The following is a 15438-nucleotide window of genomic DNA, read 5'->3' on the forward strand; positions in this document are numbered from 1 at the left end:
AGGTTTTGGGTTGGACTTAAAATAAGCCAGTTGATTGTGGCGAGAACGAACAGCTTTCTAGATTACCGAATTTGCTTGGCGACCATAGCGCTTTGGACCCACCTGACTCCATGCCGAACTCAGTAGTGAAACGAAGCAGCGCCGATGGTAGTGTGGGGTCTCCCCATGTGAGAGTAGGACATCGCCAGGCTTTGATTACAATTGATTAAAGCAAAGAGATATAAGTCTTTAGTCATACAGAATTGGTGCGGAGTGGTAGTTCAGTTGGTTAGAATACCGGCCTGTCACGCCGGGGGTCGCGGGTTCGAGTCCCGTCCACTCCGCCACTACTTAGAAACCCTAGCTGAAAAGCTGGGGTTTTTTGCGTTTAAGCACCAGCATCATTGTGTTGGGGCTTTTGTGTTTATCGCATGACATCGAGTAGAGCGTTGAGTAAAGGTTCTTTTGCGCGGGAAGCTTTACAACAAAGGCCTAGTTCGAGAGGTTGCACAATTTCTTGGCGTAATCGCTCAACCTTGTCTTTTACTGGGCTGTTATCAATCACCACATCTGGCGCGACACCAATACCACAGCCCAATGCCACCATACTGACAATCGCCTCATGGCCGGCTATTTGTGCGTAGACGTTTGGCTCGATACCTTTACCGGTCAACCATTGATCAGCGAGTTCGCGCGCTGTCCCTGCTTCGGGCAAGATTAATGGTGTGAGCTGCCAGTCAATGGCTTGTAGGTCAATGCCACTGCTGGCCATTGCCGGTGCGATAACCGACAAACTGACCGTATCAATCGGTTGAAACACCAAGCTGGATGACAAGCGTTTGGGTTTAGCGGCAATAGCAATATCGGCGCTATTGTCTTGCACCTTCTCTTCTGCTTGAGCGGGGTCGCCGGTTAGCAGTTGTAGCTCGATATTTGGGTATTGTTGACGAAACCGCGCGAGGAGCTCAGGTAAATGGCTATAGCTTGCCGTGACTGAACAAAAGAGCGTGAGCTTACCGCCGAGCAAAGAGGCATGTTCATTGATACTGGCTTTAGTGGTGTGCCAAAGCTGCAGGATATCGCGTGCGACGGGAAGCAGCGTTTTACCTGCTGGGGTGAGATCGACCGCTTTATTGGTGCGAATAAACAGAGGCTGACCAATATCTTCTTCGAGACGTTGGATGATTCGGCTCAGCGCAGAAGGGCTGACGTGCATTGCTTGTGCGGCTCGGGTATAGCTTTTGGTGTCACAGAGGTGGAGAAAGCCCGTGAGTTGCTTTGCATTCATGATTTTATTGTTGCTGTAATTGCAATGTTATGTTGTGAATATATCACTTTAGGCAATATAGTGGTTAGGGTAGTATCAAAAATACGCGGTGAAAACACACCCAATCACGGATTTGAATCAATGGAGCACCCCATGGCGAACTACTTTAATACCCTGAATTTGCGTCAACAATTGGAACAATTAGGCGTATGCCGATTTATGGATCGTGATGAATTTGCCACCGAGGCCGAATTTCTCAACGGTAAAAAAGTGGTGATTGTCGGCTGTGGTGCGCAAGGGCTCAACCAAGGCTTAAACATGCGCGACTCGGGTCTTGATGTGGCTTATGCACTACGTCAAGCTGCTATTGATGAAAAACGTCCTTCTTATCAGAACGCGGTCGAAAATGGATTTGAAGTGGGTAGCTACCAAGATTTGATCCCACAGGCAGACTTGGTGATTAATCTTACGCCAGATAAACAGCACTCCAACGTGGTTGAAACCGTGATGCCATTGATGAAAGAGGGCGCTGCGCTCGGTTACTCACATGGCTTTAATATTGTCGAAGTCGGTCAGCGTATCCGTGAAGACATTACTGTGGTTATGGTGGCGCCAAAGTGCCCGGGTACCGAGGTACGTGAAGAATACAAACGCGGCTTTGGTGTTCCGACGCTGATTGCCGTTCACCCAGAAAATGATCCTAAAGGTGAAGGCTTTGAGATTGCGAAAGCATGGGCCGCTGCAACCGGTGGTCACCGTGCTGGCGTACTCGCATCCTCATTCGTAGCAGAAGTGAAATCCGATCTGATGGGAGAGCAAACCATCCTGTGTGGCATGCTGCAGGCAGGCTCGGTCGTTTGCTATGAGAAAATGATCGCAGAGGGCGTTGAGCCAGGTTATGCGGGTAAGCTTATTCAGTACGGCTGGGAAACCATTACGGAAGCGCTGAAGTTCGGGGGCATCACCCACATGATGGATCGCTTGTCCAACCCAGCGAAAATCAAAGCCTTTGAACTGTCGGAGTCGCTTAAAGAACTGATGCGTCCTCTATATAACAAACATATGGATGACATCATTTCTGGCCATTTCTCCGCGACCATGATGGCCGATTGGGAAAACGGCGATAAAGACTTGTTCACATGGCGCGAAGAAACGGCACAGACCGCGTTTGAAAACTATCCCGAGTCGGATGTAAGCATCAGTGAGCAAGAGTTCTTTGATAACGGTATTTTGATGGTTGCTATGGTGCGTGCAGGGGTCGAGCTTGCTTTTGAAGTTATGGTGTCATCCGGCATTATCGAAGAGTCAGCGTATTACGAGTCATTGCATGAATTACCTTTGATTGCCAACACCATCGCGCGTAAGCGTCTTTATGAAATGAACGTGGTCATTTCCGATACGGCTGAGTACGGCAACTACTTATTTGCAAACGTCGCGACACCGCTGCTGCGCGAACACTTTATGCCAACAGTGGGGGCTGATGTGATTGGTAAAGGACTCGGAGAAGCCTCTAATCAGGTCGACAACGCCACCTTAATCGAGGTCAATGATCGTATCCGTAATCACCCGATTGAGTATATCGGCGAGGAATTGCGCGGCTATATGACTGATATGAAGCAAATCGCGATTAATAACCACTAACGACACAGTATGAGATGAAAGCCTGGCCAGTGGTCAGGCTTTTTTAATGATGAATTTAGGCGTCAGTGTCTTGGTTGAGCTTTTTTTCCATCTCTGCGAGTTTGGCTTCAAGCTCGGTCAACTTTTGACGGGTGCGTAGTAGCACCTGAGTCTGCACATCAAACTCTTCACGGCTTACCACGTCGAGCTTGGTCAACTGGCCTTGAATGGCTTGGCGCACACGGCTTTCCATATCCGTGCCTAACTCTTTGACAGGCTGAGGCATGGCGTCGTGAATTTGCTTGGCCACTTGCTCAAGTTTTTTGGGGTCAAACATGGAATACTCCTTCATTAACTGCCTTTATTCTATGTAAATACGGGCAGCTTGTCGAAAGATGACAAAAGAGAAAGGGCCCGAAGGCCCTTTAATTAGTGTGACGCGTGATAGTCTTTATCGAGCTTGTCGAGCTCATCGTCTTCGACAAACACAGGCAGTGGTTTGTGTTTGCTGGCCAGATAGGTGTAAATCACTGGCAAAACGAATAGGGTAAACAAGGTACCGATAGCAAGACCTGCCACGATCACAATCCCGATGCTAAAGCGTTGCTCGGCACCTGCGCCGGTCGCGAACATCAGAGGGATCAGGCCAGCAATCATTGCTGCAGTGGTCATTAAGATCGGGCGCAAGCGAATTTTAGCCGCTTCTTTGACCGCATCCATCCGACTGGCTTGATGATGCAGCTGCTGCTCTTTGGCCACCTCACAGATCAAAATACCGTGTTTGGTAATCAGACCTATCAAGGTGATCAACCCGACTTGCGAGTAGATATTCATCGACGACAGCCCCCATGCGAGTGCAATTAATGCACCACAAATGGCGAGTGGTACAGAGACCAAGATCACCAGTGGGTCGAGCAAGGATTCAAACTGAATCGCAAGGACCAGATAAATGATCGCTAAGGCGAACAAGAAGGTGGCATAGAGTGCGCTACCTTCTGTGACGTATTGGCGAGATTCACCGAGGTAATCGTGTTGATAGCCCTTAGGCAACTCTGCAGCTTTGCTTTCAAACCAGTCAACAGCGGTTCCCATGGTCACGCCAGGCGCTGCCACTGCACTGATTGTGGCGGCATTCAATTGGTTGAAATGCGGCAGTGAACGTGGCTCTGCGGTAATGTCGATATCAATCAGCGAACCGAGTGGAATCGACTCACCATTTGCCGCGCGTACGTAATAACCTTCGATAGACTCAGGGTTGAGGCGATATTTACGCTCAACTTGTGGGATCACTTCATAAGAGCGTCCATCAAAGTCGATACGATTCACATAGCCATCCGCCATCATGGTGCCAATGGTGGCACCGATGTCTTGCATGGTCACGCCGTAAGAGCCCGCCTTGTCTTTATCAATGCTGATGTTCATGGTGGCCGAGTCAAAGTTAAGGTTCAGCTCCGAATAGACGAAATTCGGACTTGATTGAACCTCTGACATGATTTCAGCCGTCACTTGATAGAGACTTTCGAAGTTATTCGGCGTCGTCACCACGAATTGGATTGGCAAGCCAGACGAAGCGCCGGGGAGCTCTGGCATCTCAAAGGTGGTGACCTTCATGCCCGGAATGTCTTTCACTTCCTCGGCCATGCGCTTCACGACTTCTGACTGGCTGGCGTCACGCTCACTCCATGGCACCAGAGAAGCAATACCAAATGCCTGATTCGACTTAGGTACGCCAGAAAAGACTTGAGAGAAGGCCACTTCTGGTTGTTCGTCGAGCTTTTGGTTCACTTCTGCCATGGTGTTTTGGATGTAATCCAAGTTTGCGGTCGAGGGGGCAGTACCCATCATCACGACCACCCCTTTATCCTCTGAAGGCGCAAGCTCGCTGGGGATAAAGCTGAACAGAACTGGCAAGGACGCAAACACGATCACGGCGAAAGACAAGATCACCGGACGACGTTGCATCACCTTATCCAGCATGCCCGCGTAGCGCTCTGTCATACCGTCTAAGAATCGATGGACCGTCAATTCAAAACGGCTTGGCTTTGCGTGGGCTTTTAGCATCGATGAACACATCACTGGTGAGAGAGTGAGTGCCACAATCCCAGAGACAAACACGGCCCCGGCAAGTGTAAGCGCAAACTCCTTAAACAGTGAGCCAGTGATCCCGCCCATCATGGCAATAGGCGCATACACAGCCGCCAATGTCAGTGTCATTGAGATAACCGGCACGGCAATTTCCCGCGTACCAATAATGGCCGCGCGGAAAGGTGATTCACCCAGCTTAATATGTCGGTCGATGTTTTCGAGTACCACGATCGCATCGTCAACCACCAAGCCGATGGCCAATACCATCGCCAGTAGCGTCATCAAGTTCAGCGAGAAGCCAATCATCTCCATGACCAAGGCCACACCAATCAATGACAATGGAATAGTGATGATAGGAATGATCACGGCGCGGAATGAGCCCAAGAACAAGGTAATCACCACCAATACGATAATGGCCGCTTCAATGATGGTTTTTACTACCTCATGAATGGACTCATTAATCGCTTGGGTGGAGTCATACAGTATGTTCATTTGGATATTGCCCGGCATGTTGCGCTCTATTTCGGGGAGCATTGCAGTCACGTCTTCGGCAATATCAATGGGGTTGGCGGTAGGCGCAGCATTGACCGCCGCGACCACTGCCTCTGAGCCATTCGCAATGGCGCGGAAGCGATCGTGGCTTTTCTCTAGCGAGACTTTGGCAATATCCCCAAGGCGCACCACGCGACCCTCTTGGGTCTCGACCACCAAGTTACTGAGCTCCTCTGGGGTCGACACTTGGGTGTCAGCGCTACCGTTGTAAACCATATAGGTACCGATAGCTTGACCGGTGGCGGATTGGTAGTTATTGGCACTCAGTACCGACATGACATCCGTGGCCGTTAGGTTAAACCCGGCCATTTTCTGAGGATCCAGCCAAACACGTAGACCGTATTTCACCCCGCCGTATAAGTCGATTTTCGACACCCCATTCACGGTAAACAGCTGAGGCTTCACGACCCGTTCGAGGTAATCAGTGATCTGGCTTGAATCGAGCTCCGGTGAAGTAAAGCCGATGTACATCACCGCAGTGGTTGAACCCGTCGACATCGATACCGAGGGGTCTTCTGCCTCAGTCGGAAGCTGCGCACGTACCGAATTGACCTTGGCAAGAATATCCGCCAGTGCCGCGTTCGGATCTGTGTTTAGCTTCATGTTGACGGTAATCGTCGAGGTCCCCAGCACCGATTCTGAGGTCATAAAGTCAATATTGTCAGCTTGGGCTACTGCCTGTTCGAGTGGGGTGGTGATAAACCCCTGAATCAAATCAGCACTGGCACCATAGTAGCTGGTTGTGATGGTGACCACGGTATTGGTCATCTCCGGGTATTCCCTGACTTGCATCTTAAAGAGCGACTGCAAGCCTAGCAGCGCAATCAGTATACTGATTGAGGCTGCCAGTACTGGGCGCCGGATAAAAATATCAGTAAAGCGCATCACATCCTCGTCTTACAATTGAGGTAATTGTTCTGGTGGTGTGAGAGCGTCATTTTCGACGATTTTCACTTTTGAACCGTTGCTCAAGCGCACTTGGCCGGACGTTACCACGAGATCGCCAGGTGCGAGACCATCGATGATTCGGACTTGGTGGCCACGACGCTCGCCCACTTTAAGCACTTGCTGATAAGCACGCTTTTCGCCATCTTCTTCACGGATCACGTAAACACTTTCGCCATACAAAGTGAAGTTAATCGCGGTTTGGTCAATCACGATTTGATCTTCAATGGTGGGCAAAATGATGTCTGCACGGGCAAACATTCCTGAGCGCAGTTGCCCATCGTTATTGGGAATGTTGGCTTCCACTTTAATCAGGCCGCTTTGACTGTTGACGGCTGGCTCGATAGCACTAATTGAGCCGATAAACTCCATTTCTGGATACGCATCAACGGTGATACGCAGTGGCTGACTGAGACGGATTTTAGCAATGTCCGTTTGTGGCACGGTAAAGCGAAGCTTCATTACAGAGGTATCTTCTAAACGAGCAATATCGGTACCTGGCTGCAAATATTCACCCATGAAGACATTACGCAAACCAATGACCCCATCAAACGGCGCTTGGAGGTTACGACGGGCGATGGTGGCTTTCAGCGCCGTGATATCCGCTTGTAACGAACGATAATTCGCCTCGGCTTCATCGAGTGCTTCTTTGGAAATGGATCCTTTGGCAAACAGACCCTGGTAGCGTTTAAATTTCGCTTCCGCAGCAGGCAGGCGCGCTTGGGTGCTGGCGAGGTTGGCTTTTTCAACACTGGAGTCAAGTTCCACCAAATTTTGACCCCGTTCGACGGTTTGGCCTGATTCGAAATTGATCACATCGACGACCCCAGCAATCTGCGTGGTCAGGGTGATCCCTTGATTTGGCTCGATAAAACCAATTGCGTCGATGGTGGGGGTCCATGGCTCAGCGTCAACCGCCAAGGCCGTGACCGGATGGGTTGGTTCCGGCATACTTGCCATGTATTCCGCTATCTTTTGCTGCTTGAACAGGTTAAAGCCAATCACACTGCCAAACAGCAGCAGTGCAAGGATCAGCATGACAAAAAACCATTTTTTCATCGAAGTTAGCTCCGAACGTCGTTAGTGAAGAGAAATTGCATCCCAGCAAGCGTGAATTGCATCTGCGATAGCATCATCGCTCAGGGTTATAACACCCCTAACCTGTTTGCGAGCTAAACAAACCGCCGGTTCTAGCCCGAGAGCGATCAAAACTTCATCGTTCATGGGTTTGAATAGCCCTTGGTCTTTACCTTGTTGAATCACATGATAAAGATCAGCAAATGCAATGCGTTCCTGCTGAGTGTGTGCATGGTCATCACGTGGTAGTGCTTCGAACTGATCACGTGATAACAGGAGATGGTCGCGCTGTAACATCATGTGCCACGTATTGCGCCATAGGCGTTCAAATTGGTCGCGCAGTGTTGGTTCATCCTTAACCCCATGTTGAATGTGTGTCGCGCATTGCATCATCAGATGCGCCGATAATTGACGGAGTAAGTCATCCTTGTCATCGAAATAGCGATAAATGGTGCCAGCTGCTACGCCAGCATGCTTGGCGACTTGCTGCATCGAGACTTTATCGAGCCCACGTGTCGCAATGAGTTGCTCAGTGGCTGACAAAATTTGGGTGCGTTTATCCATACTGTGCATGGTATCAATAGTGAATGAACGTTCATTCATTTTAGTCGGTTTTTTGCACGAATGACAAGGGCAAAGTGTAGTCAATCTTTGCGACAATCGCGCGGTAAGATAGACATGTGAGTGTTTCCCTCTACAATGCCAACTCAGGTTAAAAAGAGGCGTTGTCACCATGAAACTTAACCCCGCGCAGTCTGATGCGGTGCGCCATATTTCCGGTCCTTGCTTGGTTTTAGCGGGTGCTGGTTCAGGAAAAACACGTGTTATTACCCACAAGATCGCCTATTTGGTGCAACAATGTGGATATAAAGCGCGTCATATCGCGGCGGTAACCTTTACCAACAAAGCAGCGCGAGAAATGAAAGAACGTGTCGCGCAAACGCTCGGTAAACAAGAGTCGCGCGGCCTGATGGTGTCAACTTTCCACACCCTGGGTCTGAATATAATTCGACGAGAATACAAAACCTTGGGGCTCAAGGCGGGCTTTTCTCTCTTTGATGACCAAGACCAATTAGCTTTGCTCAAAGCCTTGACCGAAGATGAGCTGGATAATGACAAAGATTTGCTGCGTCAATTAGTGCATACCATCTCGAACTGGAAAAATGCCATGCTGGGACCTGATGAGGCGCAGGCACAGGCACAAGGTGAGCGCGATCAGCTATTCGCTGCTTGCTATGCGCGTTATCAAAAACAAATGCGGGCGTATAATGCGTTGGATTTTGATGACTTGATTTTGATGCCGGTGGCGTTACTTAGTCAGAATCAAGCGGTTCGGGAGCGCTGGCAAGCACGCATTCGTTACCTGCTCGTGGATGAGTATCAAGATACCAATACCAGCCAGTATCAGTTGGTAAAACTGCTAGTGGGCGAGCGTGCGCGCTTTACGGTGGTTGGGGATGACGATCAGTCGATTTACTCATGGCGAGGCGCCCAGCCGAAAAATCTCGTTTACCTGCAGCAAGACTTTCCTCGCTTGCATGTGGTGAAATTGGAGCAAAACTACCGCTCAACCAGTCGCATCCTCCGCGCGGCCAACATCTTGATTGCCAATAATCCGCATGTTTTTGAGAAAACGCTTTTCTCAGCATTACCCGATGGGGACATGCTAAAGGTATTGACGGCGAAAAATGAAGAGCATGAAGCCGAGCGTGTGGTGGGTGAGCTGATTGGCCATCGCTTTCTTGGGCGCACCCAGTATAAAGATTACGCCATCCTTTATCGCGGAAACCACCAATCGCGTTTAATCGAAAAAGCGCTGATGCAAAACCGCATCCCTTACAAAATATCGGGCGGCACCTCCTTTTTTGCTCGCGCAGAGATTAAAGACATCATGGCTTATTTGCGCTTGCTGACCAACCAAGACGATGACAACGCCTTTTTACGTATTGTGAATACCCCGCGACGCGAAATCGGCCCTGTCACGCTGGAAAAACTGGGTAGCTACGCAAACCAGCGAGGCAAAAGCTTGTTTGCGGCGAGCTTCGAGTTGGGGCTGACACAGCATTTGTCGGGCCGAGGGTTGGCCTCGTTGCAGGCGTTCACACGTTGGGTTGTTGAGTTGTCAGATCAGGCTGAACGTGGTGATACAGTCGCCGCAGTACGGGCGTTATTGCGCGATACCCATTACGAAGACTGGCTATATGAGACCTCATCCAGCCCCAAAATGGCGGAAATGCGGATGAAAAATGTCTCGGATCTCTACAGCTGGATAGTGGCTGACTTAGAGGGCGATAACCCGGATAATGTCGAGCGCAGTTTACGAGAAGTGGTTCAGCGCCTTACGCTGCGCGACATGATGGAGCGAGGCGAAGACGATGATGATGCCGATCAAGTACAGCTGATGACCTTACATGCGTCTAAGGGGCTCGAGTTTCCCTATGTATATATGATTGGTATGGAAGAAGGCTTGTTGCCTCACCAGTCGAGCATCGACGAAGACAATATCGATGAAGAGCGGCGTTTGGCGTACGTGGGGATCACGCGGGCACAAAAAGCGCTGACTTTTGTAGTCTGTAAAGAGCGTCGCCAATTTGGCGAATTGATAAAACCGCAGCACAGCCGTTTTCTTGACGAATTGCCGTTTGAGGATGTGGAATGGGAGACGAACAAGAAGCCCGTTTCACAACAAGAGCGCATGGAGAAGGGACAAGCCGCGATCGCGAACCTAAAAGCGATGTTAAACCAAAATAAATAAGCGCCGTTGATACGGCGCCTTTTATTACTCAGTCGAACGCAATAACCATTCCGTCTTAGAGCGCGTCTAGCATGTGCTCAATCGCGGCAACGATCTCGTCGTCAGAGCAGTCCATACAGGTGCCTTTAGCAGGCATCGCATTAAAGCCATTGATAGCGTGTTTGGTGAGGGTTTCCATGCCTTTGTCGACACGAGGCCCCCAAGCGGCGGCGTCACCGGTTTTTGGTGCGCCTGCTGCGCCTGTGCTGTGACACGCAGTGCAGTAGGTATTATAAACCTGATCGCCGGTACGCGGACCCGTCGGTTCAGCGGCAGCCGTTTCGACCGGGGCTTGGCCGTCAAGGTATACATCACCCACTGGGGCAATGCGCTCGGCAATGGCGGATTTTTCACTCTCTGAGACTTCAAGCGCCTGTGCGGCTGAAGCAAACATGAAGGCAGCCACAGAGGCAACCATGATATGACGTAGACTCTTTCCCTTTGCGCTCACAATGACACTCCCACATTACTGGTGGCTTACGCCTTTTTCGTCTTATTTTGTCGCCAACCTCAAAGGGTGAATCAATGAAGACGTGATTCGGCCGCGACATTCATATTTCTCTACGGGCTCACCCAAACAGGGTAGGTTAACCCCGTGTAAAGATTAGGTGATTATAGCGCTTTAGATTGTTACGTTAAACCGTTATAGTAGAGACCTAACTGACGATTTCTACGCAATTTGTCCAAAAAGAGACCAGTCAGTAAAAAAATTAAAAAAAGTGCTAGACGGCTGGTAACGATATCCGTAATATTCGTCACCGCCAACGGGGCAAGCGCCCGTAGCTCAGTTGGATAGAGCGTTGGCCTCCGGAGCCAAAGGTCACAGGTTCAAATCCTGTCGGGCGCGCCATTCCGGGATAGAAATAGATGGCAAAAAATCAGTGGTGGCTGTAGCTCAGTTGGTAGAGCCCTGGATTGTGATTCCAGTTGTCGCGGGTTCAAGTCCCGTCAGCCACCCCATTATTCTCGCTGAAAGCGAAAATGTCGGTGAATAGCGCAGTTTGGTAGCGCATCTGGTTTGGGACCAGAGGGTCGGGGGTTCGAATCCCTCTTCACCGACCACTATTACAAACCCTAGCCTAACGGCTGGGGTTTTTTCGTTTCTAGTCCTGCTTATCATGATAGGTGCGTCTGTATAGACCCCTGTCTGATTTACCTACTTTTCCTGCCTATTTATTATGTCGCGATGATGCGGCTTCATGAAGAAAAAGTCAGAAATTAGAGCTTAATCAAGAATCCCACACAGAAAAAAGCATGAATCTGCCCTATATCAGCGGCCACGCGATACTGCTGCTATACCTTAGATTAAGCAGGGTAAAACACTGCTTATTTTGTTATTGATAAAATAGATAACAATTTACGCCGTGATTATCAGCGTAAAGCACTGACAATGTATTATGAGTGTTAATAGGTTGGGCTTTATCTTATGCGTAATTTGTTTTACAACTGTGACACAGTGACGAGTCTGTATTTCACTGATATGAAATGTGTTTTGTATCTTTTGACGTGAATTTACAGAGAGTGGCTGTGAATGATTATTCGACCCTTAAGCAGGATTATGGCATATCCTGCTGTGTTGTTGATTTTTTGTGAAATGTTTGCCAGATTGGAATCCCCCTATTTTTTACTGGGTATCGGTTAAACAGGGCTCAGTCTGGACAAGGAGTACATCGTCACATTCGACGATGCCAAGGATGATAAATGGCACTGCTAGAAGTAAATAACCTACGAATAGAGTATCCGTCTCGTCATGGCGTTCATGCGGCAGTGAAATCACTGTCATTTACCATTGAACGCGGCGAGATCGTTGGTGTGGTCGGTGAGTCCGGTGCGGGTAAGTCGACGGTTGGTAACGCGGTGATTGACTTACTGAGCCCTCCGGGACGGATAGCCAACGGCGATGTATACCTCGACGGCAAAAAGATTTCTGGTCTGACACCCAATGAGATGCGCAAGGTTCGCGGGGATAAGATTGGCTTTATCTTCCAAGACCCCATGACATCGTTAAATCCACTGTTCACGGTGGAGCAACAGCTGACTGAAACCATTCATACCAATTTAAATGTGACTCAGCAGCAAGCCTATCAGCGGGCGTTGACCTTGATGGAGCAAGTGGGGATTCCAGAACCAGAAATCCGCATTAAACAGTACCCCCACCAATTCTCTGGCGGAATGCGTCAGCGTGTGGTGATTGCTATCGCCTTAGCCGGTGAGCCCGACTTAATCATTGCCGATGAGCCCACGACTGCATTGGACGTCTCAATACAGGACCAAATCCTGACCCTCATCCGTGACTTGTGTCAGCAGAAAAACGTTGGCTGCATGTTGGTAACCCATGATATGGGTGTGGTCGCGAATGTCACTGATCGCGTTGCGGTGATGTATCGCGGTGATTTGGTGGAAATTGGCACCACCCAACAAGTACTCGGTGAGCCACAACATCCTTACACGCAAAGTCTGATTTCAGCGGTACCACGCTCAGATATCAAGCTGGATCGCTTTCCGCTGGTTAACTATATCGAAGAAGCTGGCGAAACCGTCGAGCTGGATATTAAAAACCATTGGCTGGGGCAAAGCCAAGATCAACGCGCTTATACCGGGCCGTTATTGCAAGTCAAAGACGTATCGCTGCGTTTTGTTACCAAAGATTCGTTATTTGCCAGCCGCCGCGAATATGTTCAAGCGTCTGATCATGTCAGCTTCGATATCGTCGAAGGTGAAACATTTGGACTGGTAGGCGAGTCAGGGTCGGGTAAGTCGACCATTGCCCGTGCGATTACGGGACTGTATCCGCCCAATACCGGACAAATCATTTTTGAAGGCATTGATCTCACCGCGATTAAAAGCGAACGGGCGCGACGGCCGATTCGTCGTCAAATGCAGATGGTGTTTCAGAACCCGTATTCGTCGATGAATCCGCGGATGAAAATCTATGACATTATCGCAGAGCCTATTCGCTTCCACCGCTTGGCAGACAATGAGTCTCAGATCCGTCAGATCGTGGGGGATTTGTTGGATCATGTTGGATTAGGACGTGGCGCGGGGATCAAATACCCTCACGAGTTCTCTGGTGGCCAACGTCAGCGGATTTCAATTGCCCGAGCACTGGCAACGCGCCCGCGCTTATTGATTTGTGATGAACCTACGTCGGCGCTGGATGTGTCGGTGCAGGCCCAAATTTTAAACCTGCTTAAAGACCTACAAGACGAGCTCAATCTCACCATGCTGTTTATCAGTCACGATTTGCCAGTTATTCGACAAATGTGTGATCGCATTGGTGTGATGCGCAAAGGTCAGCTGTTGGAAGTGGCACCGACCGAGCAATTATTTACCGATCCTCAGCATGAATACAGCCGCAAGCTGATTTCATTGATGCCGGAATTTAAGGGAATGAGCACGGAAGGTTTGCAAACGGCATAGTTAGCCTGTGCCGTCGCGGCCAGATGGCCGAAATTGATTACCGATGCAACACAGCAGGGGACACTCCCCTACGCATAAAGGAGCTATGCAAATGAAAACAATGAAGAGCAAGATTGCCGTGGCGCTGATGGCCGCAGGCCTAAGCTTTAGCGCAGCCGCGGCGGATATCACCATTGCTTACGATGCGGATCCTGTCTCACTTGACCCGCATGAGCAACTGTCTGGCGGCACGTTACAGCTTTCTCATATGGTCTTTGATCCGCTAGTCCGTTTCACCCAAGAGATGGACTTTGAGCCACGCCTCGCCGCCTCTTGGGAGCGCATGGATAACAAAACGGTGCGCTTTAATCTGCGTGAAGGTGTGACGTTCCACTCTGGTAACCCATTTACTGCTGATGATGTCGTATGGACGTTCAAGCGCCTCAAATCCTCGCCAGACTTCAAAGGGATCTTCACCCCGATTGTTGATATCAAAAAAGTCGATGCGCATACGGTAGACGTGATCACGGATGGCACCTACCCATTGGTAGAAAACGTGATGACCTATGTCTTCCCGATGGACAGCAAATACTACAGTGGTAAAACCGAAGACGGGCGTGACAAAGCAGAGCTGAAGAAAAATGGCTCAACCTATGCGTCAACACACCTGTCAGGGACCGGTCCTTACGTGGTTGCCGAGCGTGAGCAAGGCGTTGTCGTGGAATTTAAGCGCAACGAAAACTACTGGGACAAAGAAAGCGAAGGCAATGTCGACAACATCACCCTACGCCCAATCAAAGAAGACGCCACCCGCGTCGCTGCCCTGTTGTCGGGCGATGTGGATATGATTGCGCCGGTGTCACCGAATGATTACCGCCGTATCGAACGCTCTGATAACTTGCAGTTGGTGACCATGCCAGGGACGCGCGTGATCACTTTCCAAATGAACCAAAGTGTTGTTGATGAGTTTAAAGACCCGCGTGTTCGTCAAGCGGTTGCTTATGCAGTCAATAACGAAGGTATCGCGCAAAAAATCATGAAAGGTGCCGCCACACCAGCTAGCCAGCAAAGCCCAGTCGGGTATGCAGGTTACAATGCCGATCTAGAGCCGCGTTATGACTTGGCCAAAGCGAAAAAATTGATGGAAGAGGCAGGTTACCCAGATGGCTTCTCGGTCACCATGATTGCGCCGAATAACCGTTACGTGAACGATGAAAAAATCGCTCAAGCGGTTGCGGCAATGATGGCGAAGATTGGGATTAAGGTCGATCTGCAAACCATGCCAAAAGCGCAATACTGGCCAGAGTTTGATAAGTGCGAAGCAGGCATGCAAATGATCGGCTGGCACCCAGATACCGAAGACTCCGCCAACTTTACCGAGTTCTTGACCATGACCCGCAATGCGGACACAGGTAAAGGCCAGTACAACTGTGGTCACTACTCAAACAGTGAAGTCGACAAACTGGTCACAGCGGCGAACTCTGAGACCGATCTCGAGAAGCGCAGTGCCATGCTGCAAAAAGTCGAGAAGATCCTGTATGACGACGCTGCTTTCCTTCCTCTGCACTGGCAGGATCCATCATGGGCCGCCAAAAATAACGTCAACATCAAACCGATTGTTAACGGTATGAACTTCCCTTATTTCGGCGATTTGGTCGTCGAGTAAGGGTGTAAAAGGGGGCCTGATAAGGCCCCTTCATCTCCAATCGCTTAGAGGCAA

Annotated in this window: 10 protein-coding genes, 4 tRNA genes and 1 rRNA gene; 9 read left to right on the forward strand and 6 right to left on the reverse strand. The window is 49.8% G+C overall.

What is annotated here, in order from left to right:
• Window positions 1-74: 74 nt before the first annotated feature.
• Both rrf and BZJ19_RS10740 read left to right on the forward strand, forming a co-directional pair.
• A 5S ribosomal RNA gene (gene rrf, locus BZJ19_RS10735) occupies window positions 75-190 on the forward strand.
• 59 nt (window positions 191-249) lie between these two features.
• Window positions 250-326: transfer RNA gene (locus tag BZJ19_RS10740), tRNA-Asp, on the forward strand.
• Between the two features lie 77 nt (window positions 327-403).
• On the opposite strand, the gene ilvY is transcribed toward BZJ19_RS10740, so the two are convergent.
• On the reverse strand, window positions 404-1267 hold the full coding sequence (gene ilvY, locus BZJ19_RS10745; protein WP_077675633.1) for an HTH-type transcriptional activator IlvY: 864 nt from the start codon (window positions 1265-1267) through the stop codon (window positions 404-406).
• Window positions 1268-1399: 132 nt separating this feature from the next.
• Between ilvY and ilvC the strand changes: the two genes are divergently transcribed.
• Window positions 1400-2887: a ketol-acid reductoisomerase gene (gene ilvC, locus BZJ19_RS10750; RefSeq protein ID WP_077675634.1), complete on the forward strand. Its 1488-nt coding sequence runs from the start codon at window positions 1400-1402 to the stop codon at window positions 2885-2887.
• A gap of 55 nt (window positions 2888-2942) precedes the next feature.
• On the opposite strand, the gene ubiK is transcribed toward ilvC, so the two are convergent.
• From ubiK to BZJ19_RS10770, 4 genes are all read right to left on the reverse strand, one after another.
• Window positions 2943-3203 (reverse strand): ubiquinone biosynthesis accessory factor UbiK, encoded by a 261-nt coding sequence (gene ubiK, locus BZJ19_RS10755; protein WP_069590334.1) that lies wholly within the window; start codon window positions 3201-3203, stop codon window positions 2943-2945.
• 92 nt (window positions 3204-3295) lie between these two features.
• Window positions 3296-6388 (reverse strand): multidrug efflux RND transporter permease subunit, encoded by a 3093-nt coding sequence (locus tag BZJ19_RS10760; RefSeq protein WP_077675635.1) that lies wholly within the window; start codon window positions 6386-6388, stop codon window positions 3296-3298.
• Between the two features lie 12 nt (window positions 6389-6400).
• Window positions 6401-7507: an efflux RND transporter periplasmic adaptor subunit gene (locus tag BZJ19_RS10765; protein ID WP_077675636.1), complete on the reverse strand. Its 1107-nt coding sequence runs from the start codon at window positions 7505-7507 to the stop codon at window positions 6401-6403.
• A gap of 21 nt (window positions 7508-7528) precedes the next feature.
• Complete coding sequence (locus tag BZJ19_RS10770) at window positions 7529-8128, reverse strand: TetR/AcrR family transcriptional regulator (RefSeq protein ID WP_235608209.1); 600 nt, start codon at window positions 8126-8128, stop codon at window positions 7529-7531.
• 130 nt (window positions 8129-8258) lie between these two features.
• Here BZJ19_RS10770 and rep point away from each other — a divergent pair, with 130 nt between their 5' ends.
• Entirely contained in the window at window positions 8259-10280 is a 2022-nt protein-coding gene (gene rep, locus BZJ19_RS10775; RefSeq protein WP_077675638.1) for a DNA helicase Rep, read from the forward strand.
• A gap of 55 nt (window positions 10281-10335) precedes the next feature.
• On the opposite strand, the gene BZJ19_RS10780 is transcribed toward rep, so the two are convergent.
• On the reverse strand, window positions 10336-10770 hold the full coding sequence (locus BZJ19_RS10780; protein WP_069590326.1) for a c-type cytochrome: 435 nt from the start codon (window positions 10768-10770) through the stop codon (window positions 10336-10338).
• 322 nt (window positions 10771-11092) lie between these two features.
• Here BZJ19_RS10780 and BZJ19_RS10785 point away from each other — a divergent pair.
• From BZJ19_RS10785 to BZJ19_RS10805, 5 genes are all read left to right on the forward strand, one after another.
• Window positions 11093-11169, forward strand: a tRNA-Arg gene (locus BZJ19_RS10785).
• A gap of 34 nt (window positions 11170-11203) precedes the next feature.
• A tRNA-His gene (locus tag BZJ19_RS10790) sits at window positions 11204-11279 on the forward strand.
• 25 nt (window positions 11280-11304) lie between these two features.
• Window positions 11305-11381, forward strand: a tRNA-Pro gene (locus BZJ19_RS10795).
• Between the two features lie 639 nt (window positions 11382-12020).
• Window positions 12021-13739 (forward strand): ABC transporter ATP-binding protein, encoded by a 1719-nt coding sequence (locus tag BZJ19_RS10800; protein WP_077675639.1) that lies wholly within the window; start codon window positions 12021-12023, stop codon window positions 13737-13739.
• A 91-nt stretch (window positions 13740-13830) separates the two neighbouring features.
• Entirely contained in the window at window positions 13831-15384 is a 1554-nt protein-coding gene (locus BZJ19_RS10805) for an ABC transporter substrate-binding protein (protein ID WP_077675640.1), read from the forward strand.
• Window positions 15385-15438 lie beyond the last annotated feature (54 nt).

The organism is Salinivibrio proteolyticus (assembly GCF_001996165.1).
Taxonomy (GTDB): Bacteria; Pseudomonadota; Gammaproteobacteria; order Enterobacterales; family Vibrionaceae; genus Salinivibrio; species Salinivibrio proteolyticus.